The organism is Rhizobium sp. RU35A, from assembly GCF_900156005.1.
Lineage (GTDB): Bacteria > Pseudomonadota > Alphaproteobacteria > Rhizobiales > Rhizobiaceae > Neorhizobium > Neorhizobium straminoryzae.
Genome location: NZ_FTMR01000008.1, coordinates 225,005 through 246,500, shown reverse-complemented (window position 1 = coordinate 246,500; position 21,496 = coordinate 225,005). Strand labels below are relative to the sequence as shown.

The following is a 21,496-nucleotide window of genomic DNA, read 5'->3' as shown; positions in this document are numbered from 1 at the left end:
GAGACGGAGCCGCCCGGCTGGCAGTTCGAAATCTCAGGCGAAGGCCGCCTGCGGCTGTGCCGGCAAGGCCGGTTCCAGGCGGCGTCCTTCGGCATCGAAGTAGTGGAGGTCGGCCAGGTCAAAGCCGATCGGGATGGTCTGGCCGGCGCGATAGGGCGCGGGACCGACCACGCTCAGCAGCACCACCTGGCCGGAGGCAAGCGCCACATGCAGCAGCGTCTCGTTGCCGAGATATTCGACAAGCCGGATGGTTCCCTCGCTCATCACCTCGCCCTCGCCGACATGCAGCGCGCCGGGGCGCACGCAGAGCGTCAGGCGGGTGTCGCGGGTCGAAAGATCCGGCAGGGCGAAATCGGCAAAGCCCGCCACCCGCGCGACCGGACGGCCACCTTCCGCGCGCACCTCGGCGGCCAGCATGTTGATCTTCGGCGAACCGATGAAGCCCGCGACGAACAGGTTCTGCGGGCGCGTATAAAGCTCCTGTGGCGTGCCGACCTGCTCGATCTTGCCGGCGCGCAGCACGACGATGCGGCTGGCCATGGTCATGGCCTCCACCTGGTCATGCGTCACATAGATCATGGTGGTGCCGAGACGGGCATAGAGCGAGGCAAGTTCGGCGCGCATCTGCACGCGCAGTTCCGCATCGAGGTTGGAGAGCGGCTCGTCGAACAGGAAGAGCTTCGGCTCGCGCACGATGGCGCGGCCGATCGCCACGCGCTGCTTCTGGCCACCGGAGAGCTGGCGCGGCTTGCGCGCCATCAACGGCTCGATCTGCAGGATGCGCGCGGCCTCCGCCACACGCCGCTCCACCTCCGCCTTCGGCATGCGGAAATTCTGCAGGCCGAAGGCGAGGTTCTTGGCAACCGTCATGTGCGGATAGAGCGCATAGCTCTGGAACACCATCGACAGTTCGCGCTTCGAGGCGGGCAGATCGTTGACCACCTTGCCGCCAATGGCGACGGTGCCATCCGTAATGTCCTCCAGCCCGGCGATCATCCGCAGCAGCGTGGACTTGCCGCAGCCGGAGGGACCGACGAGCACCAGGAACTCGCCGTCATGTATATCGAGATTGAGGCCCTGCATGATCTGCAGCGCGCCGTAGCTCTTGCCGACATTGCGAAGTGTCAAACCAGCCATTTTGCTTTCCTTACTTCATGCCGGACGTGGCGATGCCGCGCACGATGAGCTTCTGGAACAGAACGAAGAAGATGACGACGGGCACCAGCGACAGCACCGACATGGCAAACATCTGCCCATAGGCGGACTGGCCGTCCTGATCGAGGAAGAGACGCAGTGCCAGCGGCACCGTGTAGCTCTTGATGTCGTTCAGATAGATGAGGGGTGCCAGGAAATCCTCCCAGACCCAGATGAAGGAGAAGATGGCCGCCGTGCCCATGGCCGGCAGCGACAGCGGCAGGACGATCGCCCAGTAGATCTTGAAGGGCGAGCAGCCGTCGATCATCGCCGCCTCGTCCAGTTCGCGCGGCAATTGCCGGAAGAACTGCACCATCAGGAAGATGAAGAAGGTGTCGGAGGCGAGGAAGCGCGGCACGACGAGCGGCAGATAGGTATCCACCCAGCCGAGCTGCAGGAACTGCACATATTGCGGGATGAGGACCACGTGATAGGGGATCATCAGCGTCATCATCATCAGCGCGAAGAAGAAATTGCGCCCTGTAAACCGCAACCGTGCAAAGGCATAGGCCGCAAAGGAACAGGACAGGAGGTTGCCGATGACCGACAGCACCGTGACGATTGCCGAGTTCACGTAGAAGACGGTGAAGGATTCCGGCAGCGCGTGCCATCCCTTGGTATAGTTCTCCACCATGAACACGCTCGGCCACAAGTCGACATTGCCAAAGATCTCGTTCTCCGGCTTCAGCGAGGCCGACAGCAGCCAGAACAGCGGATAGAGCATGATGAAGGAGACGCCGATCAGGAAGGCGTGCTTCAGCAGGCGGCCATTGCGTTCCCGTTTCAGACGGCGAAGCTTGAATTCGTGGGCGATCCGCGTCGCTTCGTCGAGGCCCAGTGTGGCCTCCGGCTCAATCGCGCTCGTTCTCATAATGCACCCAGTATTTCGAGGTCAGGAAGGCGGTGGCGGTGAAGATCGCGATGATGATGAGCAGCACCCAGGCCAGCGCCGAGGCATAGCCCATGCGAAAGAACTTGAAGGCCTCGTTGAACAGGTAGACCGTGTAGAACAGCATGCTGTCGGCGGGGGCGCCCGTGCCGTTGGAAATGATGAAGGCGCTGGAGAAGGTCTTGAAGGCCTCGATGGTCTGCAGCACCAAATTGAAGAAGATCACCGGCGCCAGAAGCGGAAGGGTGATGCGGGTGAACTGGCGCCAGCGCGGCGTGCCGTCGATCTCGGCCGCCTCGTAGAGATCGCGCGGAATGCCGCGCAGGCCGGCCAGGAAGATCAGCATGGGCGAGCCGAACTGCCACATGGCGAGCGCCACCAGCGCATAGATCGAGGTTTCCGGATTGGTCAGCCATTCCGGACCACGGATACCGATATAGGCAAGCGCCTGATTGACCACGCCATGCGCATCGAACAGCTGGCGCCAGAGGATGGCGATGGCAATCGAGGCGCCGAGCAGCGAGGGCAGATAGAAGATCGCCCGGTAGAGGCCGATGCTGCGCAGCCCCTTGTCGAGCAGCATGGCAACCGCGAGCGCCATGGCAAGGCGCGCCGGCACCGCCAGCACGACATAATGGAAGGTCACCTCCAGCGCCTTCCAGAAGCGCCGGTCGCGGGTGAACATGTATTCGTAATTGCCGAACCCGATCCAGCGCGGCGCGCTCACCATGTCATAGCGGGTGAAGGACAGGTAGAGCGAGGCGAGGATCGGCCCCAGCGCCAGCAGGAAGAAGCCGACCAGCCAGGGCAGCAGAAAAATGTAACCTGGCGCATTGCGGGCAATGAAGCGTTTCATGACACGGCCTTTATGAGGATTCACCGTCGATCCCGGCGGGTGGGCAAACGCCCGCCGGCATGAGCGCTCAGCGGCGCGCGGCCGCAACGCGGCGTCGGCCGGGGGGGGCCGCCCCGCCGGCCTGAGCGGGCGAGACATCAAGGGTCATGGCCGGCAACGCCACCGCACCGACCGCATGGTCGGGCCGTGGCAGAAAACACCTGAAATCGATCTTCGCCATGACATCCTCCTCCTTCAGTCTGGCATGAACCGTCACGCGGGAGCCTCCGTTCTCCCGGCATGCGGACGCATGATACCGATGCGCAACGGTGCCTCCTTGTGTCCGGGGCCGGAGATCTGCCTCCGCCCGCGACCGGTGCGCGAGGCCGCACCGGATGTCCGGAACCTGTCTTCATTCCAGCGTCAGACGCCAACAGATATGACAGGTCAGCGGCGTCATTGCTACAGTTATAATACGACCTTGGCAAGCGCTCTCGCACGTGCTGCAGAAGCCGGACACAGTCCCGCCGCCCCTCACCCCAGACCGGTGAAGCGCAAGTCCTCATAGGAGTTTGACGGACGCATCCGGCCGCCGCCGTCAGGCATTGCGGATGGTAAACTGAACCCGGTCGGCGGGGAAGCGGGTGATCGCATACTGGATCGGCAGGCCGGCCAGATCGGTGTTCAGCGCCTTGGTGACCAGCACGATGGCGCCGGGCGCCAGGCCAAGATCGGCCACATCGTCGGGTTCGGCATGGATCGCCGAAATTTCCGTGACGGCGCGCAGGTAATCGGCCACGCCGAGAAGGGCCAGCGCCCGTGTGATCGACTGCGTCTTGCGAAAGGCTTCATCGATGCCGGCAAAGCGTTCGGCCGGAAACCAGGTGGTCGAGCGGGAGAGGGCGCGTCCGTCGGCGGTGCGCAGCGCATCCAGCCTGAGCACGCGCGCGCCGGATGGAAGGTCCAGCCGTTCGGCAAGGTCGGCCGTCACGACTTCCTCGCAGGAGGAGAGCAGAACGCCCTTGATGTCGCGCGCCTGTGTGCCGATCCCTTCCGTGAAACGGGTGCGGCGGCCGATCGGGAAGTCGAAGCGGTCGCGCCGCTCGATCAGCGTGCCGCTGCCCTGCACCGCGCGCACGATGCCCTCCTGCGAAAGCGCCGAAAGCGCCGCCCGCACGGTATGGCGGTTCACGCCGAATTCTTCCGCAAGTGCGGTCTCGGGCGGCACGCGGCCGGTCGCATCATAGGCGCCGGCAGCAATCTGCGCGCGGATGCGGTCGGCGATCTGCCGCCACACGGCGACACCCTTTTGGCGCTGAATCATTGGGCCTCCTGTCACAACGGCGTCATGCTTTGCCTCTATCCATAATGCAAATTGTATGGTTGTCTATATTACTAGACAATATGAGGTGCAGGATGAACACAGCTTTTGCAGATCCGGGTCACGCCGGGCCGGCCGGTGGAGGTGAAGAGGAGGCGCGCCGCAAGCGCGATCTTGATCTTCTGGCCCGTGCCAGCCGGACCGAACTCGAAGACCTCTGGAACGGGCTTGATGACAAGCCGGCGCATACGCGGCTGCGCGGCCCGGAAACCGGCCTGGTGATGGTGCGCGGCCGCATCGGCGGCGGCGGCGCACCCTTCAACCTCGGAGAGGCGACCGTCAGCCGCGCCAGCGTCCAGCTCGCCGATGGGGCCGTCGGCCATGCCTATCGCCTCGGCACCGACCGCCGCGCCGCCGAACTGGCCGCCATCATCGATGCGCTGGCACGCGACGACGGCCGCCGCGCGGTGATCGCGGACCGCCTTCTCACGCCGCTTGCCGAACGACTGGCTGCCGAGGCCGCCGGCCGCGCGGAAGAAACCGCGGCAACGAAGGTGGATTTCTTCACCATGGTGCGAGGAGAAGACTGATGCTGAGCCGGACCGAAACCTTTTGCGGCGGCTTTGCCGATCCCGTCTTCGACGCCCAGACGGCGTTCCGCATGCTGATGGACTGCATGGCGCGCCCGGGCGAGATCGGCGAGGTGGCGCTTTCCCTCTCACCACCGGCCCCGCTCGGCATTGCTGCCGGCGCCGTGATGCTGACGCTCTGCGACCACGACACGCCCGTCTGGCTGAGCCCGAAGCTCTCGCAATCGCCCGTGCCGGGCTGGCTCGCCTTTCATGGCGGCGCACCGGTCACCCCCGAACGGCATGACGCCCGTTTCGCGTTTTTCGAGACAAAGGCTCCCCTCCCCGCGCTGGGCGCCTTTGCGCTCGGCACACAGGAGTACCCGGACCGCTCCACCACGCTGATCATCGAGGTGGCAAGCCTGAAGGACGGACAGCCGCTCTTGCTGCGCGGCCCCGGCATTCGCGACACCGCCGGGATCGCCCCAGGCGGACTGCCGGCAGACTTCCTGCGCCAGTGGAACGAGAACGGCGCGCTGTTTCCACGCGGCGTCGACGTGGTGCTGACGGCCGGCCGCCAGCTCGTCGCCCTGCCGCGCACCTGCAAGATCACGGCCGCAGCCGTGGCCGAGACACCGGCATCGGAGGGCTGATCCATGTATGTTGCCGTCAAGGGTGGCGAAAAGGCCATCGCCAACGCCCACCGCCTGCTGGCCGACCGTCGCCGCGGCGACCGGTCGCTGCCGGGCCTCACCATTGCACAGATCATCGCCCAACTCGGCCTTGCGGTCGACCGGGTGATGGCCGAAGCCTCGCTCTACGATCCATCGCTTGCAGCCCTTGCCCTCAAGCAGGCGCGCGGCGACATGATCGAGGCGATCTTCCTGCTGCGCGCCTATCGCACCACGCTGCCGCGCTTCGGAACGTCCGTGCCGCTGGAGATCGGCCGCATGCAGGTGGAGCGTCGCGTTTCGGCCACCTACAAGGACCTGCCGGGCGGCCAGCTGCTGGGCCCGACCTTCGACTATACCCACCGCCTGCTTGATCCGGACCTTCTTGACGAGACGGCAGACGTCGAGGCCCCCGCCCGCCGCGCCGGCGAGGCGGAAACCGTCATGCGCGTCTCCGACATCCTCGACGGCGAGGGCCTGATCGAGCCGGACGGCGAGATGCCGGACGACCATGTCCCCGGCGACCTGACGCGCGAGCCGATGGAATTTCCGATGCCGCGCGACCTGCGCCTGCAGGCGCTGGCCCGCAGCGACGAGGGTTTTCTGCTGGCGCTCGGCTATTCCACCCAGCGCGGCTATGGCCGCACGCATCCCTTCGTCGGAGAGATCCGCATGGGCCTCGTCGAGGTGGAGTTCGAGGTACCGGAACTCGGCCTCACCCTGTCGCTCGGTGAGATCCGCATCACCGAATGCCAGATGGTCAACCAGTTCAAGGGATCGGCCAAGGCGCCGCCGCAGTTTACCCGCGGCTACGGACTGGTGTTCGGCCAGAGCGAGCGCAAGGCCATGTCCATGTCGCTGGTCGACCGGGCGCTGCGCACCAGCGAATTCGGCGAGGATGTGACAGCCCCCGCCCAGGACGAGGAATTCGTCATTTCCCATTGCGACAACGTGCAGGCGACCGGTTTCGTCGAGCACCTGAAGCTGCCCCACTACGTGGACTTCCAGGCCGAACTCGACCTGGTGCGGCGCATGCGCGCCCGCCACAAGCCCGCCGAAGAGACGACCGAGCACGAGGAGGCCGCAGAATGAGCGCGCCAGACACCCGACCTGCCCCTGGACAGGACAGCGCCGGCGAGACCGAACTCGCCGCCTACAACTTCGCCTATCTGGACGAACAGACCAAGCGGATGATCCGCCGCGCCATCCTGAAGGCGATCGCCATTCCCGGCTATCAGGTGCCGTTCGCCAGCCGCGAAATGCCGATGCCCTATGGCTGGGGCACCGGCGGCGTGCAGGTGACGGCAGCGATCATTGGCCCCGAGGACGTTCTGAAGGTCATCGATCAGGGCGCCGACGACACCACCAATGCCGTCTCCATCCGCGCCTTCTTCCAGAAGGTCGCGGCCGTCCGGGCCACCACGCATACCGCGGACGCCACCATCATCCAGACGCGTCACCGCATTCCGGAACATACGCTGCAGGCAGGCCAGGTGCTGGTCTATCAGGTGCCGATCCCGGAACCCCTGCGCTTCCTCGAACCGCGAGAGACCGAAACCCGCAAGATGCATGCGCTGGAAGAATACGGCCTGATGCATGTGAAGCTTTACGAGGACATCGCCCGCCACGGCCGCATCGCCACGACCTATGCCTATCCGGTGAAGGTGCATGGCCGCTATGTGATGGACCCCTCGCCGACGCCGAAATTCGACAATCCGAAAATGCACCGCTCCGAGGCGCTGCAACTGTTCGGCGCAGGCCGCGAGAAGCGGATCTATGCCGTGCCGCCGCATACCGACGTGGTGAGCCTGGACTTCGAGGACCATCCCTTCGAGGTGCAGCAGTTCGACAGGCCCTGCGCGCTGTGCGGGGCAACCCATGTCTATCTCGACGAGGTCGTTCTGGACGACCGGGGAGGCCGCATGTTCGTCTGCTCCGATACCGATTACTGCGAGACGCGCCAGGCCGAGGGCCATGTGGGCGAGATGCTGGCCACCACGGCTACGGATCGGGAGGCCGCGGAATGAGCGACATGCCTCTCCTCAAGGTGCGCAGCCTGTCGAAGTTCTACGGCAACCGCATCGGCTGCCATGATGTGAGCTTCGATCTGTGGCCGGGCGAAGTGCTGGCCATCGTCGGCGAATCCGGCTCCGGCAAGACCACGCTGCTCAACTGCCTGTCGACGCGGCTGATGCCCTCGACCGGCGACGTGCAGTACCGGATGCGCGACGGCGATTATCGCGATCTCTTTCGGATGAGCGAGGCGGAACGGCGCGTGCTGATGCGCACCGACTGGGGTTTCGTGCACCAGAACCCGGCAGACGGGCTGCGCATGACGGTTTCGGCCGGCGCCAATGTCGGTGAACGGCTGATGGCGGTTGGTGACCGCCATTATGGCCGCATCCGCGCCACCGCCTCCGAATGGCTGTCGCGCGTCGAGATCGACACCGACCGCATCGACGACCAGCCGCGTGCCTTTTCCGGCGGCATGCGCCAGCGCCTGCAGATCGCCCGCAACCTCGTCACCTCGCCGCGCCTCGTGTTCATGGACGAGCCGACCGGCGGCCTTGACGTGTCCGTGCAGGCCCGCCTGCTCGATCTGGTGCGCGGCCTTGTCAGCGATCTCGGCCTCTCCGCCATCGTGGTCACCCATGACCTCGCCGTTGCCCGCCTGCTGTCGCACCGGATGATGGTGATGAAGGGCGGCCATGTGATCGAGCACGGGCTGACCGACCGGGTGCTGGACGACCCGCGCGAGCCCTACACCCAGCTGCTCGTTTCCTCCATCCTGCAGGTCTGACGGAGAACATCATGGCCACTCCCCTCGTCGTCTCCGATGTCGCCAAAAGCTTCACCATGCACCTGCGCGGCGGGCTCGTCCTGCCGGTCGTCGCCAATGTCTCCTTTGCGGTTGCGAGCGGCGAATGCGTGGTGCTCGGCGGCCCCTCCGGCATCGGCAAGAGCTCCATCCTGAAAATGCTCTACGGCAATTATGCCGTGGATGCCGGCCAGATCCTCGTCAGCCATGCCGGCCGCACGGTGGACGTGGCGAGCGCCGATCCGCGCACCGTGCTGGAGATCCGCCGCAGCGCGCTCGGCTATGTCAGCCAGTTCCTGCGCACCGTGCCGCGTGTCGCCGCCCTCGACGTGGTGGCAGAGCCGCTGATCTCGCGCGGCACTGCGCCCGAGGAAGCGCACGAACGGGCCGCGGAACTTCTCTCCCGCCTCAACCTGCCGCGCGACCTCTGGCAATTGCCGCCCGCCACCTTTTCCGGCGGCGAGCAGCAGCGCGTCAACATCGCCCGCGGCTTCATCACCGACCACGCCGTGCTGCTGCTCGACGAGCCGACCGCCTCGCTCGATGCCACAAACCGGCGCGTGGTGATCGCCATGATCGAGGCCAAGAAGATGGCGGGCGTCGCCCTGCTCGGCATCTTCCATGACGAGGAAGTGCGCGAGGCCGTCGCCGACCGCATCCTCGATGTCACCGCCTTTTCACCGCGAAGGAGCGCCGCATGAGCCGCAAGCTGGGGATCGAACCCTTCATCCACGAGAGCGCCAGCATCGTCGACTGCACGCTTGGCCGCTATACGGAAGTCTCCGAGCGCTGCCGGCTGCAAGAGGTCGAGATGGGCGACTATTCCTACATCATGCAGGATGGCTCCGCCTGGTGCGCCACGATCGGCAAGTTCGCCAATATCGCGGCGGCGGTGCGGATCAACGCGCCGAACCACCCGACCTGGCGCGCCACCCTGCACCACTTTACCTATCGCGCCGCCGACTATTTCGAGGGCGCCGAAAACGATACGGATTTCTTCGCCTGGCGTCGCGAGAACCGGGTCACGATCGGCCATGATGTGTGGATCGGCCATGGGGCCACCGTGCTGCCGGGTGTCACCATCGGCAATGGTGCGGTGATCGGCGCCGGCGCCGTCGTGTCGAAGGACGTGGCGCCCTATACCATCGTCGGCGGCGTGCCGGCAAAACTGATCCGCGAACGCTTTCCGGCCGAAACCGCAGAGCGGATGACAGAGCTTGCCTGGTGGGACTGGGATCACGATCGCCTGTTTGACGCCCTCCTGGATTTCAGGGAGCTGGAGGCTGACGCATTTCTCCGGAAATACGGGAAATAGCCAAGAAGAAACAGTACGTTATAACGTTTCACAAATCTTAAACAAATCCTACATCGGTGCTTCACAATGGCTGTGTAGCTCGTCGGCGAAACGACAAGAATAACAGCAGAGGGACCGCGATGCGTCTCAAGTTGCAAGACCTGACCCGACAGTTTGGCAAGAAGACGGCAGTGGATGCCGTTTCGGTCGATATTCCCTCGGGCCAGATGGTCGGCGTGATCGGACGTTCGGGTGCAGGCAAGTCCACGCTGCTGCGCATGATCAACCGGCTGGCGGATCCGACCGCCGGCAGCATCCATTTCGGGGATGTGGAGGTCTCTGGCCTGCGCGGCAGCGCGCTGCGTCACTGGCGCCGCGATTGCGCGATGATCTTCCAGCAGTTCAACCTGGTGCCGCGCCTCGACGTGATGACCAATGTGCTGCTCGGTCGCCTCGACCATCGCTCCACCCTGTCCAGCCTGCTGAACCTCTTCACCCGCGAGGAGCGCCTGATGGCGATCGCGGCACTCGAACGGCTCGGCATCGAGCAGACGGCGCTGCAGGCGGCCGGCACGCTCTCCGGCGGCCAGCAGCAGCGCGTGGCCATCGCCCGCGCCCTGATGCAGCGTCCGAAGATGCTTCTCGCCGACGAGCCGATCGCCTCGCTGGACCCGCTGAACGCCAAGATCGTGATGGATTCGCTACGCGACATCAATCGCAACGAGGGCATCACGGTGCTGACCAATCTGCACACGCTGGATACGGCCCGCAGCTATTGCGAACGCATCATCGGCATGTCGCAGGGCCGCGTCGTCTTCGACGGAACGCCGGACGAGCTGACCTCCGACGCCATCCATTCGATCTACGGCGTCGAGCACGCATCCCAGTTCGACGAGACCATGACGTCGACCGCGATTTCGACCTCCGGCGCGACAGAGATGTCGGCCGATCCCCATCCCGCCGGCAATCTGTCGCTGGCTCCCGCCTGAGACAGACGCCGTCCACGAGATCGCCCTGAAGGCGAAACACCCCAAGGCCCCTTCCGGATGATCCGGAAAACCCAGGAGACCCACATGCTCAAGAAGATCTTGCTTGCCGCAGCGGCTGTCATGTCGCTATCGAACATCGCCTCTGCTGCCGACATGAAGGAATTCCGCATCGGCATCCTCGGCGGCGAAAACGAAGCCGACCGTCTGCGCAACTATGCCTGCCTCGCCGACAACCTGAAGAAGGAATTCGGTTTCGAGAAGGTCTCCCTGTTCCCGGCCGCCGACTATGACGGCGTCATCCAGGGTCTCCTCGGCGGCACGCTCGATTTCGCAGAACTCGGCGCTTCCGGCTACGCGGCAACCTACCTCAAGGATCCGAAGGCCGTGACGCCGATCCTGACGACACAGCAGAAGGACGGCTCGACCGGCTACTACTCGATCGGTCTCGCCCGCAAGGATTCCGGCATCAAGTCGATTGCCGACGCCAAGGGCAAGACGCTCGGCTACGCCGATCCGGACTCGACCTCGGGTTACCTCGTTCCGCTGACGCAGATCCCGAAGACCACCGGCGTTCCGAACGACCAGTTCTTCGCCAAGACCCAGTTCAACGGCGGCCACGAGAACAACCTGCTCGCCGCCTATGACGGCAAGGTCGACATCGCTGTGGACGACTCCTCGGGCATCGGCGATTTCAAGGACGGCTTCACCTCCGGCACCTTCCACAAGGTCGTCGCCAAGGGTTCCGTCGACCCGAACAAGCTGGTTGAAGTCTGGCGCTCGCCGCTGATCCCGAACGGCCCGCTCGTCGTTCGCACCGCCCTCGGCAACGAGTGGCAGACCAAGCTCGCCGACTTCTTCACCAAGCTGCCGAAGACCGACGCCAAGTGCTTCGCGGCTGTCGAAGGCGGCGATTACGTCGGCTACGTTCCGGTCAAGCACGAATTCTACCAGGCCATCATCGACGTTCGCAAGAAGGCCATCGGCGGCTGATCCTTCACCCATCGATCACGGTCGGGGCGACCTTCGCGGTCGCCCCTTTCCATTCAACGGGTTGGCATGGCCTCAGAGCCAGGGCCGACGGCCGAAAGGGCAGGATGCCCGCAACAGGCCCTTCTTCGAACCGGACGGGAACATGAGCCTCCAGAGCAAAGCGGACACTGCCTCCACCGTGGCCATTGTGGATGCCTGGGAAAAGCTGGCTGCGCGGCGCCGCTTCTACACCATCCTTGGCCTTGCCATTCTGTTTGCCGCCTTCGTGGCCTCCGTCCGTTTCGCCGACGACAGCAATGCGGGCCACTTCTTCGATCGCCTGCCGCATCTCTTCGATTTCCTGAGCTGGCTGATCCCGAAGGACTGGAACGATGTCTGGCGGGCCCTTCTCGGCATCGCGAGCCCCAACGATCAGGGCGGGGAAGAGCATAACTTCACCGTTGGCCGCGTGCCGCTCTGGGGCGGCTTCTACATTCCGAACTACATCGAGTTGATGATCGTCACCATCAACATCGCCCTGATCTCGACGCTGGTCGGCTTCGTCGTCGCGGTTCCGCTGAGCTTCTTCGCGGCCCGCAACCTCGCTCCGTCCAACCCGCTGCGCATCCTCGTGAAGCGGCTGATGGAATTCCTGCGCGCCTTTCCCGAAATCGTCATTGCCGGCCTGTTTTCGGCGGTGCTGTCCATCGGTCCGGCCGCCGCGATCATCGCGATTACGCTGCACACCATCGGCGCCGTCGGCAAACTGTTCTTCGAGGTGATCGAGAACATCGACATGAAGCCGGACGAGGGCATGACGGCGGTCGGCGGCAACTGGCTGGAGCGCGTACGCTTCGGCGCGCTGCCGCAGGTACTGCCGAATTTCACCTCCTATGCCCTGCTGCGCCTCGAAATCAACGTGCGCGCCTCCACCATCATCGGCGCCGTCGGCGGCGGTGGCATCGGGGAAGCGCTGAAGCTTTCCATCTCCCGCGGCTTCGGCGCCAAGACCATGGCGCTGGTGCTGTTGCTGTTCGTCACCATCGTGGTCGTCGACCAGGTTTCGGCGGCGCTGCGCCGTCGTCTCGTCGGCGAAGCCGCCTTCGTTCCGGTTCATTGAGGCCAAGACCATGACCGTTCTCGACGCAAGCGCCCTCCGCGATCTGGAAAGCCGCCACGCCCATCTTCTGCACCGCTCCTTCCGCCAGCGTTTCGGCGGGCTGATGATGCTGTGCGGCATCCTGCTCTATTGCCTCTACTCCGCCTGGTTCTTCGACCTGCCGAAGCTGGTGGCGGAAGGCCACTGGGAGCGCCTCGGCATCTATCTGCGCCAGTGGATCAGCTATGACGTGCAGCCGGTATTCCGCATCGGCTCCGATGGCACGATCGCCACCCGCTATCCGCGCTTCAACCCGCTGGGCGACGATCCGCATCCCGACTGGGTCCGCGCCAATCCCGATGGCAGCGTCACCGTTCAGGTCTCGGGCAGCAAAACGGTGCATGTCGCGCGCAAGCAGGTGGATGTCACCGCCTATGGCGTGACGACGCCGGTGCGCCTCGAGGGGGAAAACGCCAAGGTGGACGGCCCCCTGCCAGGCTGGATGACCGCCTATGAAGACACCATCAGCGTCGATCTCGGCTTTGCCGGCGATGTCAGCATTTCCGGCGATCAGGTGAAGGTGCGCAAGCGCTTCCTCGGCTGGCCGAACTTCATCTTCGACACCCAGTCGCCCTTCTTCGACAAACCGGCCGGCGAAGTGCTGCGCCTGATCGTCTCCGGAGAGCGGCTGGACAAGAGCCAGTCGAACCTGTCGCTCGCCTTCGAAAACTTCTGGAACAATTCCGCGTGGCAGCATGGCGATATCTGGGTGAAGCTGTTCCAGACCATCGTGATGGCCTTCCTCGGCACGCTGCTCGGCGCCGTATTTGCCTTCCCCGCCGCGTTTCTGGCGGCACGCAACATGACCTCGAGCCATCTCGTCAATCAGGCGATGAAGCGCTTCTTCGACTTCCTGCGCTCGGTGGACATGCTGATCTGGGCGCTGTTCCTCACCCGCGCCTTCGGCCCGGGACCGCTGGCCGGCAGCGGCGCGATCTTCCTCACCGAATGGGGTACGCTCGGCAAGCTTTATGCGGAAGGCCTGGAAAACATCGACAACAAGCCGCGCGAGGGCATCCAGTCGACCGGTGCCTCCACCGTTCTCACCCATCGTTACGGCGTCATGCCGCAGGTGATGCCGGTCATTGTCGGCCAGACGCTCTACCAGTGGGAATCCAATGTGCGCGGCGCGACGATCATCGGCGCGGTCGGCGCCGGCGGTATCGGCCTGAAGCTGTGGGAGGCCATGCGCACCAACGCCAACTGGGCGAATGTCTGCTACATGGTGCTCCTGATCCTGATCGTCGTCTTCCTGTTCGACATGGCGTCCAGTGCGCTGCGCTCGCGCCTGATCGGCGACCGCAGCGGCTGAGACCCCATCCTTATCGCCGCGCATGACCTCCGGTTGCGCGGCCTTGCAATCGGGGCACGCGGTGCCCTTCCTGCCGCACGGCACTTTTGGAATGGCCACAAAACATGACGCCCGAACTCATTCTCTCCAATGCCCGCATCGTCCTTGAGGACAGGATCCTGCAGGGCTCCGTGCAGATCCTGGACGGCCGGATCGCCGACATTTCCGAGGGCCACAGCACGGTGGGCGAGGATTTCGGTGGCGATTACCTGATCCCCGGCCTCGTGGAACTGCATACCGACCATCTGGAAAGCCATTATTCGCCGCGCCCCGGCGTGCGCTGGAACATGATCTCGGCCATCCAGGCGCATGATGCGCAGGTGGTCACCTCCGGCATCACCACCGTCTTCGATTGCCTGCGCATGGGCTCCGACGAGGATGGCGGCTTCAAGCCGGGCGAAATGCGCGAGATGGCCGATGCCATCGCGCTCGCCGAGACCGAAGAGAGGCTGCGGGCGGATCACCTGCTGCATCTGCGCTGCGAAGTCTCGGCGCCCGACATGCTGGAGCATGTGGCAGCCTTCGAAGAGGACGAGGCCGTACGGCTCGTCTCGCTGATGGACCATGCACCCGGCCAGCGGCAGTTCCAGACGATGGAGCACTACACGCTTTACTACAAAACCAAGCGCGGCCTCTCGGAAGACGCATTCCGCATCTTCGTGGAACGCAGGCAGGAAGCCTCGGCCCGCTATGCCGGCCCGCATCGCGAGCATCTGGCAGCGCTGTGCCGGCGCCGCGGCATCACGGTTGCCAGCCATGACGATGCGACGCTTGACCATGTCGAGGAAGCGGTCGGCCACGGCGTGAAGCTCGCGGAATTCCCGACCAGTGTCGAGGCCGCCGTAGCCTCGCACAAGGCCGGCATGAGCGTCCTGATGGGGGCGCCGAACGTGGTGCGCGGCAAATCCCATTCCGGCAACATCGCCGCGCGCGATCTCGCCGCCAGGGGCGTTCTTGACGTGATGTCGTCGGACTATGTTCCGCTCAGCCTGCTGCATGCGCCTTTCGTTCTCGCCGACGAGGTGGACGGCGTCTCGCTGCCGCAGGCACTCGCCATGGTCACGGCAACGCCCGCCCGCACCGTCGGTCTTGACGACCGCGGCCGCATCGAGACGGGCCTGCGCGCCGACCTGGTCCGCGTCCGACGCCAGTCCGGCGTGCCGGTGGTCCGCTCCGTCTGGCGCGCCGGAACCCGCGTCGCCTGAGCATCGCCGGACCGAGGCATCTATCGCGCCGATGGACCAAGCCGCCAGATTTTGTGCAGTCGAAAAATCTGCACAGAATTCACCCATGAGAATTGACCTGTGTTGCGCTTCGTGACAGCGCTAGCACCATCACTGCATGGAGGCCTTCGGCATGGACAGAGAGCGCATTCTGGATCAGGCATCCGGCTATGTCACCGGCGGCGGGCTGGAGCGGGATCTGGCGCGGCTGGTGGCACGCGCTTCCGTCAGCCAGTCCGAAGGTCGCCCGGAGGACCTGCTGGCCTACCTCGCCGAGGACATGCGTCCGATGCTGACCGGACTTGGCTTTACCTGCACCCTTTTCGACAATCCGCGCCCGGGCGGCGCGCCGCTGATGATCGCCTCACGGATCGAGGACGAAAGCCTGCCGACCATCCTCGTCTACGGCCATGGCGACGTATGCAATGGGGAGGCACATCGCTGGCGCGAGGGGCTCTCTCCGTTCACGCTGGTGCGCGAGGGCGACCGCCTCTATGGCCGCGGCACGGCCGACAACAAGGTGCAGCATCTCATCAACCTGAAGGCGCTGGAACAGGTGATCCGCGCCCGGGGACGCCTCGGCTTCAATGCGCGCATCATTCTCGAAATGGCCGAGGAAACCGGTTCGCGCGGCCTGCGGGAATTCTTCGAGCAGCAGCGCGCCGCGCTCGATGCCGATGTCCTGATCGCCTCGGACGGACCACGCCTCGCCGCCGATACGCCGACCATGTTCATGGGCTCGCGCGGTGGCCTCTCTTTCGACCTGATCGTCGCATTGCGCGACAGCGATCACCATTCCGGCAATTTCGGCGGCCTGCTGGCCGATCCGGTGATCCTGCTCTCGCATGCCATCGCCTCGATCGTCGATGCGCGAGGCCAGATCCTGCTTCCCGAATGGCTGCCCGACAGTCTGACGCCGGATGTGCGCGCTGCACTCAAGGATCTGCCGCCGCGTCGCCACGATGCAGACTGGGGCCAGGCGGATCTGACACCGTCGGAGCGCGTGTTCGGCTGGAATTCGCTGGCGGTGCTGGCGATCTCTGCTGGAAATATTGCCGCGCCGCAAAACGCCATTCAGGGCTCTGCACGCGCCACCTGCCAGCTGCGCTTCGTCGTCGGCACGCAGATCGACGCGATCCTCCCGGCGCTGCGGCGCCATCTGGATGCAAAGGGATTTTCGATGGTGGAGGTTCGCGCGGCAGGTGAACCCTTCAAGGCCACGCGCTTCTCACCCGATCACCCCTGGGTGCGCTTCGTGGAACAGTCGCTGAGCCGCACGGCCGGCCGCAAGCCGCATGTGTTGCCGAACCTCGCCGGCTCGCTGCCCAACGACGCCTTTACCGACATTCTCGGCCTGCCCACCATCTGGATCCCGCATTCCCACGCCGAATGCGGCCAGCATGGCCCGAACGAGCATGCGCTTCTTTCCATCGCGAAAGAGGGCATGCGCCTGATGACCGGCCTCTTCCTCGACATTGCCGATGAGGGCCACGCGCTGAAGCAGAACGGCGCTGCCGATACAGCGCCGATCGCAGCGGTCGCTCGCCAAGGCTGAGGCGAGCGTCCGCCCGCCTTGCAAAACCGGTCTGAAACTATTCCGTTTTTCTGATGCCGTTGGGGCGGTCGAGGCGCTAAGAGTGGCTCCACCTGAAGGCCACGGACCGCTTTGCCATGACTGACACACCTCCCGCCCGCCTGCGCGATTTCGGCATCAGCCTCGGCCGTTTCCAGACCGGGCCGCTCAACGCAATGACCGATGTGGAGGGTGTGGCGGTCGGCCATGTAACGCTGATCGAGGGCGACCGGACCCGCACCGGCGCAACCGCCATCCTGCCGCATGCGGGCAACCTGTTTCAGGACAAGGTGCCGGCTGGACTTGCCGTGCTGAACGGGTTCGGCAAGTTCGCGGGCGCCACCCAGATTAACGAACTCGGCGAGATCGAGACTCCGATCCTGCTCACCAATACGCTTGCCGTGGGCCGCGCCATCGAGGCGATCAACCGCTTCACCCTCTCCCGAACCGGCAACGAACGGGTCGTTTCGCTGAATGCCGTGGTCGGCGAAACCAATGATTCCCGACTCAACGATATCCGTGCCGCCCGCCCTTCCGTCGAGGAGATGGTGGCCGCGCTCGAGGCCGCAAAGGGTGGCGCCGTGGTGGAAGGCTGCGTCGGTGCAGGCACCGGAACCGTCGCCTTCGGGCTGAAGGGTGGCATCGGCACCAGTTCGCGTCTCGTGCCTGTGGATGGCGAAACCTATCGGCTGGGCGTTCTCGTGCAGTCCAACTATGGCGGCCGCCTGACCATTGCGGGTCGCCCCTATGATCAACTGCTGGAGCATGACCGCGACGGCTCGATCGTCATCGTCGTTGCAACGGATGCACCGCTTTCGTCGCGCAATCTGACGCGGCTGGCGGAGCGCTGCTTCGGTGGCCTCGCCCGCACCGGTGCTGCCCTCAGCAACGGCTCGGGCGATTATGCGCTCGCCTTTTCCACGGCCGAGGTCGTACGACGAACCCCGGCCCGGCGCGCAGCCCTTGCCGCAACGCCCACCCTTCCGAACGATCTCGTCTCGCCCCTCTTCGAAGCGGCGATCGAGGCGACCGAGGAAGCCATCCTGAATTCGCTCACCATGGCCACCAACATGACCGGCTTCAATGCCGCAAACGGCAAGCCCGCGACGATCCGCGCGATTTCCCGCACGGCGCTTGCGGGCCGCTGATCCCTTCCCCTGTCATTCCTGTCCGGAGCATCCCATGTCGACCCAGACGATCCGCACCGTCTATCTGAACGGTGCCTTCCTGCCCGAAAACGAGGCGCATCTTTCCATCTTCGACCGTGGCTTCCTGTTCGGCGACGGCATTTACGAGGTGACCGCCGTACTCGACGGCAAGCTGATCGACAGCCCTTTGCACATGGCGCGGCTGGAACGCAGCGTCGGCGAGATCGGCGGCCGGCTTCCGGTCTCGACCGATGAGATCGTCGCCATCGAAAAGCGCCTGATCGCCGAGAACGATCTCGTGGAAGGCCTCATCTACCTGCAGTTCACGCGGGGCGTGGAAGACCGCAACTTCCTCTATTCGGAGGATCTTGCGCCGACGCTTCTGATGTTCACCCAGGCAAAGACGCTGGAGCATGTGGCCGCGGTGGAGCGCGGCGTGAAGGTGAAGATCGTGCCCGACCAGCGCTGGGCCCGTCGCGACATCAAGAGCGTCTGCCTGCTGCCGCAGGTGCTGGCCAAGCGTGCCGCCAAGGCCGACGGTTTCGACGAGGCCTGGATGGAGGAAGACGGGCTGATCACCGAAGGGGCATCCTCCACCGCCTATATCGTCACGCAGGACGGGCACATCGTCACCCGTGGCCTTTCGGAGGCAACCCTGCCCGGCTGCACACGGCTTGCCATCCTGCAGCTTGCGCAAGAAACCGGCCTGCCGGTCGAGGAGCGCGCCTTCAGCGTCGAGGAAGCGCTGTCCGCCCGCGAAGCCTGCCTGACGAGCGCCACCAATTTCATCGTGCCGATCACCACGATCGACGGCCAGCCCGTGGGCGACGGAACGCCGGGCCCGATCTTCAAGCGACTGCGCGCGCTCTACATGGAGCACGCCCGCAGGACGGCGGTCTGAAGCCGAACAGGACCCGCCTGCGGCGGCTTGCCCGCCTCAGGCGTCGCCGAGTGCATCCCAGATGGTGCGGACGACCGCGCGCCGGTTCTCGCGCGAACGATAGAGCCGGATCTCGACGGCGATATCCCATTCGGGGCCGCCGGCCCGCACCAGCTGGCCGGCGGAAAGCTCCGCCGCCACAAGGCTTTCCGGCACCCAGGCCATGCCCCAGCCCGCCTGGGCCATGGCCTTCAGCCCGACCGACATGCTGCCCACATGCACCCGGTGTTCAGCCGGCAGGCGATCGGCCATGGCACCGGCGATCAGCTGGCCGAAGAACGAACTCTTCTGATAGGTGACATGGGCAAAGCCCGGCGCGATGCGATGACGCGGCAGGCCGCTCGCATCGGGCGCGCTGACCGGCACGATGGTCTCAAAACCCAGCCGGTGATGCTCGAACCGCCCGTCGAGCAGCATGGGCACATGCGCGTGCTGATAGGTCAGCAGGAAATCGGACGGGCCATCCACCAGCGAATTGAGGTTTTCTTCCATGCTGCCGGAATCCGGCCGCAGATGCGAGACGATCGGGCCCACCTTGCGGCTGATGGATGTCAACCAGTCGGGAAAGAAGGTGAAGGACAGGGTGTGGAGCGCCGTCAGCGTCACACGTCTCGCGTCGGTCCCGTCTTCGTGCTGGAGGTTGCGCCGCGCCTGATAGAGCGCCTGCAGTGTCTGCTCGGCAACCGGGACGAAGCGCTCGCCCGCCTCGGTGAGCCGCGAGGGATAGGTGGCACGGTCCACCAGCGTGGCACCCACCCAGGCTTCCAGCTGCTTGATGCGTCGGCTGAAGGCGGATTGCGTCACATGCCTCTCGTCCGCCGCCTTGGAAAAGTTCAGCGTCGCCGCAAGCGCCAGAAAATCCTCAAGCCATTTGACGTCCACATTCCGCTCCCTCGGCAAGGACCGGCTCCCGATGCCGTTCCTTCCCTGTAGGGCGTGAGCGCCATCAAGAAAACCCCGTTCAGCGACGGCGGCGATATTCGATCATGCGGGCGCGGCTCAGCACCAGTTCCACATGGTCGTCGCCGAGGCGATGCAGACAGACGCGCTTGGTCCAGGGTCCGTCCTTGAGCGTGAAGAGGAAGCGTCCGGCCCCCAGCGGCTGCAGCGGCATGCGCTGGCGCACCGGGCCGATGCCCATGACAAGCACGCCCTCCTCAATGTCGAAAGAGGCTCCCTCCCCGTTCTCCCAGCGGCCGGAAAGGTCGTTGGCACAGGCGGAGACATCGGCCGGCAGGAAACGCCGGGGCACATGGCCGACCTCGCCGACGATGGCGGAGCCCTCCATGCGCAGCCGCATCGGCGAGGACGCGGAGCGGGAATTCACCCAGCCGTCGCCGTCCTCGTAGACGCTCTCGTCCGCGTCGAGCCAGGTGACGGTGCTGCCCTTGACCGCGATCCACCACGGTCCCTGTTCGGTCACGTAAAGCCCGTCGACAAGCGCGGTCGAGGCCGTCGGCAGCGGCAGTCCGTTCAGCGCCGCCATCGCCTCCAGCGCGATCTTGTAGCCATTGGTATCCTCGCGGTTCGAGACAATGACGAAACCCGTGCCTGCCTCGGGATCAAGGAGAAAATAGGTCTTGTAGCCGGGATGCGAGCCGCCATGGCCGATGAAGGTGCGGTCGCCAAGCCGGGTCTGGCGCAGGCCGAGGCCGTAACCGGTTGTGCGCCCGTCCGCGAGCCGTCGCGGCTGCGAGAGCCGTTCGAGCAGACCGGAGAAGCGCCCCTCCCCTGCCATCAGCGCCTGCAGCCAGTGCATCAGGCTTTCGGCGCTGCCGGTCATGCTGCCGGAGGCGGAGATGTGCAGGCCGGCCGCAGAGAGCTGCCAGCCTGTACCATCGTGCCAATAGCCTGGCATCAGGCCCTCGACCGGATCGTTCCAGCCCTCCGGCGCATCGAGAACCGCCTGCGCCTGCCAGCCGGCTGCACGGATGAAGGCACGGAAGAGCAGGCCCTTGCGGGCGAGCGCCGCCTCCACCAGCCGATAGCCGGTGTTGGAATAGGACACCTCCGTGCCGGCGGCATAGTTCAGGCGGGTCTGGCGGCAGAGATAGTCGAAAAGCGCAGGCGCCCGCGTCTCGGTGAAGACGGAAAGGCCGAGAAGCGTCAGGCATTCGCGGGTGTCGGGAAGCCCGCCGCTCATGTCGAGCGCCTGACCCACCGTCACGGAGGCCAGCGGCTCGCGAAGCTCCGGCAGGTGGTGGCCAAGCGGATCCTCAAGGCCGATCGCGTCCGGGTGCGAGAGCACCATGGCGGCGAAGGCATGCTTGGTGACGGAGGCATAGCGCACCACGCTGCGGCAGGTGAAGGGCGAGCGCGTCGCAAGGTTCTCCAGCCCGCCCGCCTGGGCAAAGCGGATGCCGTTTGCGTCGAAGCCGATCACGGCGCCGCCCGGCGCGTCCGCCTGCCAGGCAGCTGTCAGTGTCTTGGCCGCAAGGGCCGCAGCGTTCCAATCCAGGGTCTTGCCCATTCTCCGTCCTCCGCGGACCATCTCCGCCGATTGAGACCGGCGCAGCACCGCTCCCGTCCTAAAAGACCCGCGTTCGCCACGCT

At 65.2% G+C, this 21,496-nt stretch carries 22 protein-coding genes; 15 read left to right on the top strand and 7 right to left on the bottom strand.

Annotation, left to right across the window (positions count from 1 at the left end):
• Positions 1 to 33 precede the first annotated feature (33 nt).
• From ugpC to phnF, 5 genes are all read right to left on the bottom strand, one after another.
• On the bottom strand, positions 34 to 1,137 hold the full coding sequence (ugpC, locus tag F3H95_RS18810; protein WP_149747110.1) for a sn-glycerol-3-phosphate ABC transporter ATP-binding protein UgpC: 1,104 nt from the start codon (positions 1,135 to 1,137) through the stop codon (positions 34 to 36).
• A gap of 10 nt (positions 1,138 to 1,147) precedes the next feature.
• Positions 1,148 to 1,918 carry a carbohydrate ABC transporter permease gene (locus F3H95_RS18805; RefSeq protein ID WP_244618075.1) on the bottom strand — a complete coding sequence of 257 codons (771 nt, stop codon included), beginning with the start codon at positions 1,916 to 1,918 and terminating at the stop codon, positions 1,148 to 1,150.
• Between the two features lie 127 nt (positions 1,919 to 2,045).
• Positions 2,046 to 2,939 carry a sugar ABC transporter permease gene (locus F3H95_RS18800; protein ID WP_142880521.1) on the bottom strand — a complete coding sequence of 298 codons (894 nt, stop codon included), beginning with the start codon at positions 2,937 to 2,939 and terminating at the stop codon, positions 2,046 to 2,048.
• 67 nt (positions 2,940 to 3,006) lie between these two features.
• On the bottom strand, positions 3,007 to 3,159 hold the full coding sequence (locus F3H95_RS27200; protein ID WP_188134424.1) for a hypothetical protein: 153 nt from the start codon (positions 3,157 to 3,159) through the stop codon (positions 3,007 to 3,009).
• A 357-nt stretch (positions 3,160 to 3,516) separates the two neighbouring features.
• The gene (phnF, locus tag F3H95_RS18795; protein WP_149747108.1) at positions 3,517 to 4,242 is read right to left on the bottom strand and encodes a phosphonate metabolism transcriptional regulator PhnF; all 726 of its coding nucleotides are present in this window, start codon (positions 4,240 to 4,242) and stop codon (positions 3,517 to 3,519) included.
• 92 nt (positions 4,243 to 4,334) lie between these two features.
• Between phnF and phnG the strand changes: the two genes are divergently transcribed.
• From phnG to F3H95_RS18720, 15 genes are all read left to right on the top strand, one after another.
• Entirely contained in the window at positions 4,335 to 4,829 is a 495-nt protein-coding gene (gene phnG / locus F3H95_RS18790; RefSeq protein ID WP_142880523.1) for a phosphonate C-P lyase system protein PhnG, read from the top strand.
• Positions 4,829 to 5,461, top strand: a complete 633-nt coding sequence (phnH, locus tag F3H95_RS18785) for a phosphonate C-P lyase system protein PhnH (protein ID WP_149747107.1) — start codon at positions 4,829 to 4,831, stop codon at positions 5,459 to 5,461. Before phnG ends, phnH begins: the two co-directional genes overlap by 1 nt.
• 3 nt (positions 5,462 to 5,464) lie before the next feature.
• Positions 5,465 to 6,571, top strand: coding sequence for a carbon-phosphorus lyase complex subunit PhnI (locus tag F3H95_RS18780; protein WP_149747106.1), 1,107 nt, complete (start codon positions 5,465 to 5,467; stop codon positions 6,569 to 6,571).
• Positions 6,568 to 7,506, top strand: coding sequence for an alpha-D-ribose 1-methylphosphonate 5-phosphate C-P-lyase PhnJ (locus tag F3H95_RS18775; RefSeq protein ID WP_149747105.1), 939 nt, complete (start codon positions 6,568 to 6,570; stop codon positions 7,504 to 7,506). The genes F3H95_RS18780 and F3H95_RS18775 overlap by 4 nt, the downstream gene beginning before the upstream one ends.
• Positions 7,503 to 8,279 (top strand): phosphonate C-P lyase system protein PhnK, encoded by a 777-nt coding sequence (gene phnK / locus F3H95_RS18770; protein ID WP_142880527.1) that lies wholly within the window; start codon positions 7,503 to 7,505, stop codon positions 8,277 to 8,279. The genes F3H95_RS18775 and phnK overlap by 4 nt, the downstream gene beginning before the upstream one ends.
• A gap of 11 nt (positions 8,280 to 8,290) precedes the next feature.
• The gene (gene phnL, locus F3H95_RS18765) at positions 8,291 to 8,998 is read left to right on the top strand and encodes a phosphonate C-P lyase system protein PhnL (RefSeq protein ID WP_142880528.1); all 708 of its coding nucleotides are present in this window, start codon (positions 8,291 to 8,293) and stop codon (positions 8,996 to 8,998) included.
• Positions 8,995 to 9,612, top strand: coding sequence for a DapH/DapD/GlmU-related protein (locus F3H95_RS18760; RefSeq protein WP_142880529.1), 618 nt, complete (start codon positions 8,995 to 8,997; stop codon positions 9,610 to 9,612). Before phnL ends, F3H95_RS18760 begins: the two co-directional genes overlap by 4 nt.
• A 119-nt stretch (positions 9,613 to 9,731) precedes the next feature.
• Positions 9,732 to 10,580 carry a phosphonate ABC transporter ATP-binding protein gene (phnC, locus tag F3H95_RS18755; protein ID WP_142880530.1) on the top strand — a complete coding sequence of 283 codons (849 nt, stop codon included), beginning with the start codon at positions 9,732 to 9,734 and terminating at the stop codon, positions 10,578 to 10,580.
• Positions 10,581 to 10,664: 84 nt separating this feature from the next.
• Positions 10,665 to 11,570 carry a phosphonate ABC transporter substrate-binding protein gene (gene phnD / locus F3H95_RS18750; RefSeq protein WP_142880531.1) on the top strand — a complete coding sequence of 302 codons (906 nt, stop codon included), beginning with the start codon at positions 10,665 to 10,667 and terminating at the stop codon, positions 11,568 to 11,570.
• Between the two features lie 142 nt (positions 11,571 to 11,712).
• Positions 11,713 to 12,669, top strand: coding sequence for a phosphonate ABC transporter, permease protein PhnE (phnE, locus tag F3H95_RS18745; RefSeq protein ID WP_149747104.1), 957 nt, complete (start codon positions 11,713 to 11,715; stop codon positions 12,667 to 12,669).
• A 10-nt stretch (positions 12,670 to 12,679) separates the two neighbouring features.
• Positions 12,680 to 14,020, top strand: coding sequence for a phosphonate ABC transporter, permease protein PhnE (gene phnE / locus F3H95_RS18740; RefSeq protein ID WP_149747103.1), 1,341 nt, complete (start codon positions 12,680 to 12,682; stop codon positions 14,018 to 14,020).
• A gap of 104 nt (positions 14,021 to 14,124) precedes the next feature.
• Positions 14,125 to 15,264: an alpha-D-ribose 1-methylphosphonate 5-triphosphate diphosphatase gene (locus tag F3H95_RS18735; protein ID WP_149747102.1), complete on the top strand. Its 1,140-nt coding sequence runs from the start codon at positions 14,125 to 14,127 to the stop codon at positions 15,262 to 15,264.
• Positions 15,265 to 15,415: 151 nt separating this feature from the next.
• Positions 15,416 to 16,837 carry a M20 family metallopeptidase gene (locus tag F3H95_RS18730; protein WP_149747101.1) on the top strand — a complete coding sequence of 474 codons (1,422 nt, stop codon included), beginning with the start codon at positions 15,416 to 15,418 and terminating at the stop codon, positions 16,835 to 16,837.
• A gap of 116 nt (positions 16,838 to 16,953) precedes the next feature.
• Positions 16,954 to 18,003 (top strand): P1 family peptidase, encoded by a 1,050-nt coding sequence (locus F3H95_RS18725; RefSeq protein ID WP_149747100.1) that lies wholly within the window; start codon positions 16,954 to 16,956, stop codon positions 18,001 to 18,003.
• Between the two features lie 34 nt (positions 18,004 to 18,037).
• On the top strand, positions 18,038 to 18,904 hold the full coding sequence (locus F3H95_RS18720) for a D-amino-acid transaminase (protein WP_149747099.1): 867 nt from the start codon (positions 18,038 to 18,040) through the stop codon (positions 18,902 to 18,904).
• A 36-nt stretch (positions 18,905 to 18,940) separates the two neighbouring features.
• Here the strand turns inward: F3H95_RS18720 and F3H95_RS18715 are convergent, their stop codons facing one another.
• Together F3H95_RS18715 and F3H95_RS18710 are read right to left on the bottom strand one after the other, a co-directional pair.
• Entirely contained in the window at positions 18,941 to 19,825 is an 885-nt protein-coding gene (locus F3H95_RS18715; protein WP_142880538.1) for a LysR family transcriptional regulator, read from the bottom strand.
• 79 nt (positions 19,826 to 19,904) lie between these two features.
• The gene (locus F3H95_RS18710; protein WP_149747098.1) at positions 19,905 to 21,413 is read right to left on the bottom strand and encodes a serine hydrolase domain-containing protein; all 1,509 of its coding nucleotides are present in this window, start codon (positions 21,411 to 21,413) and stop codon (positions 19,905 to 19,907) included.
• Between the last annotated feature and the right edge of the window lie 83 nt (positions 21,414 to 21,496).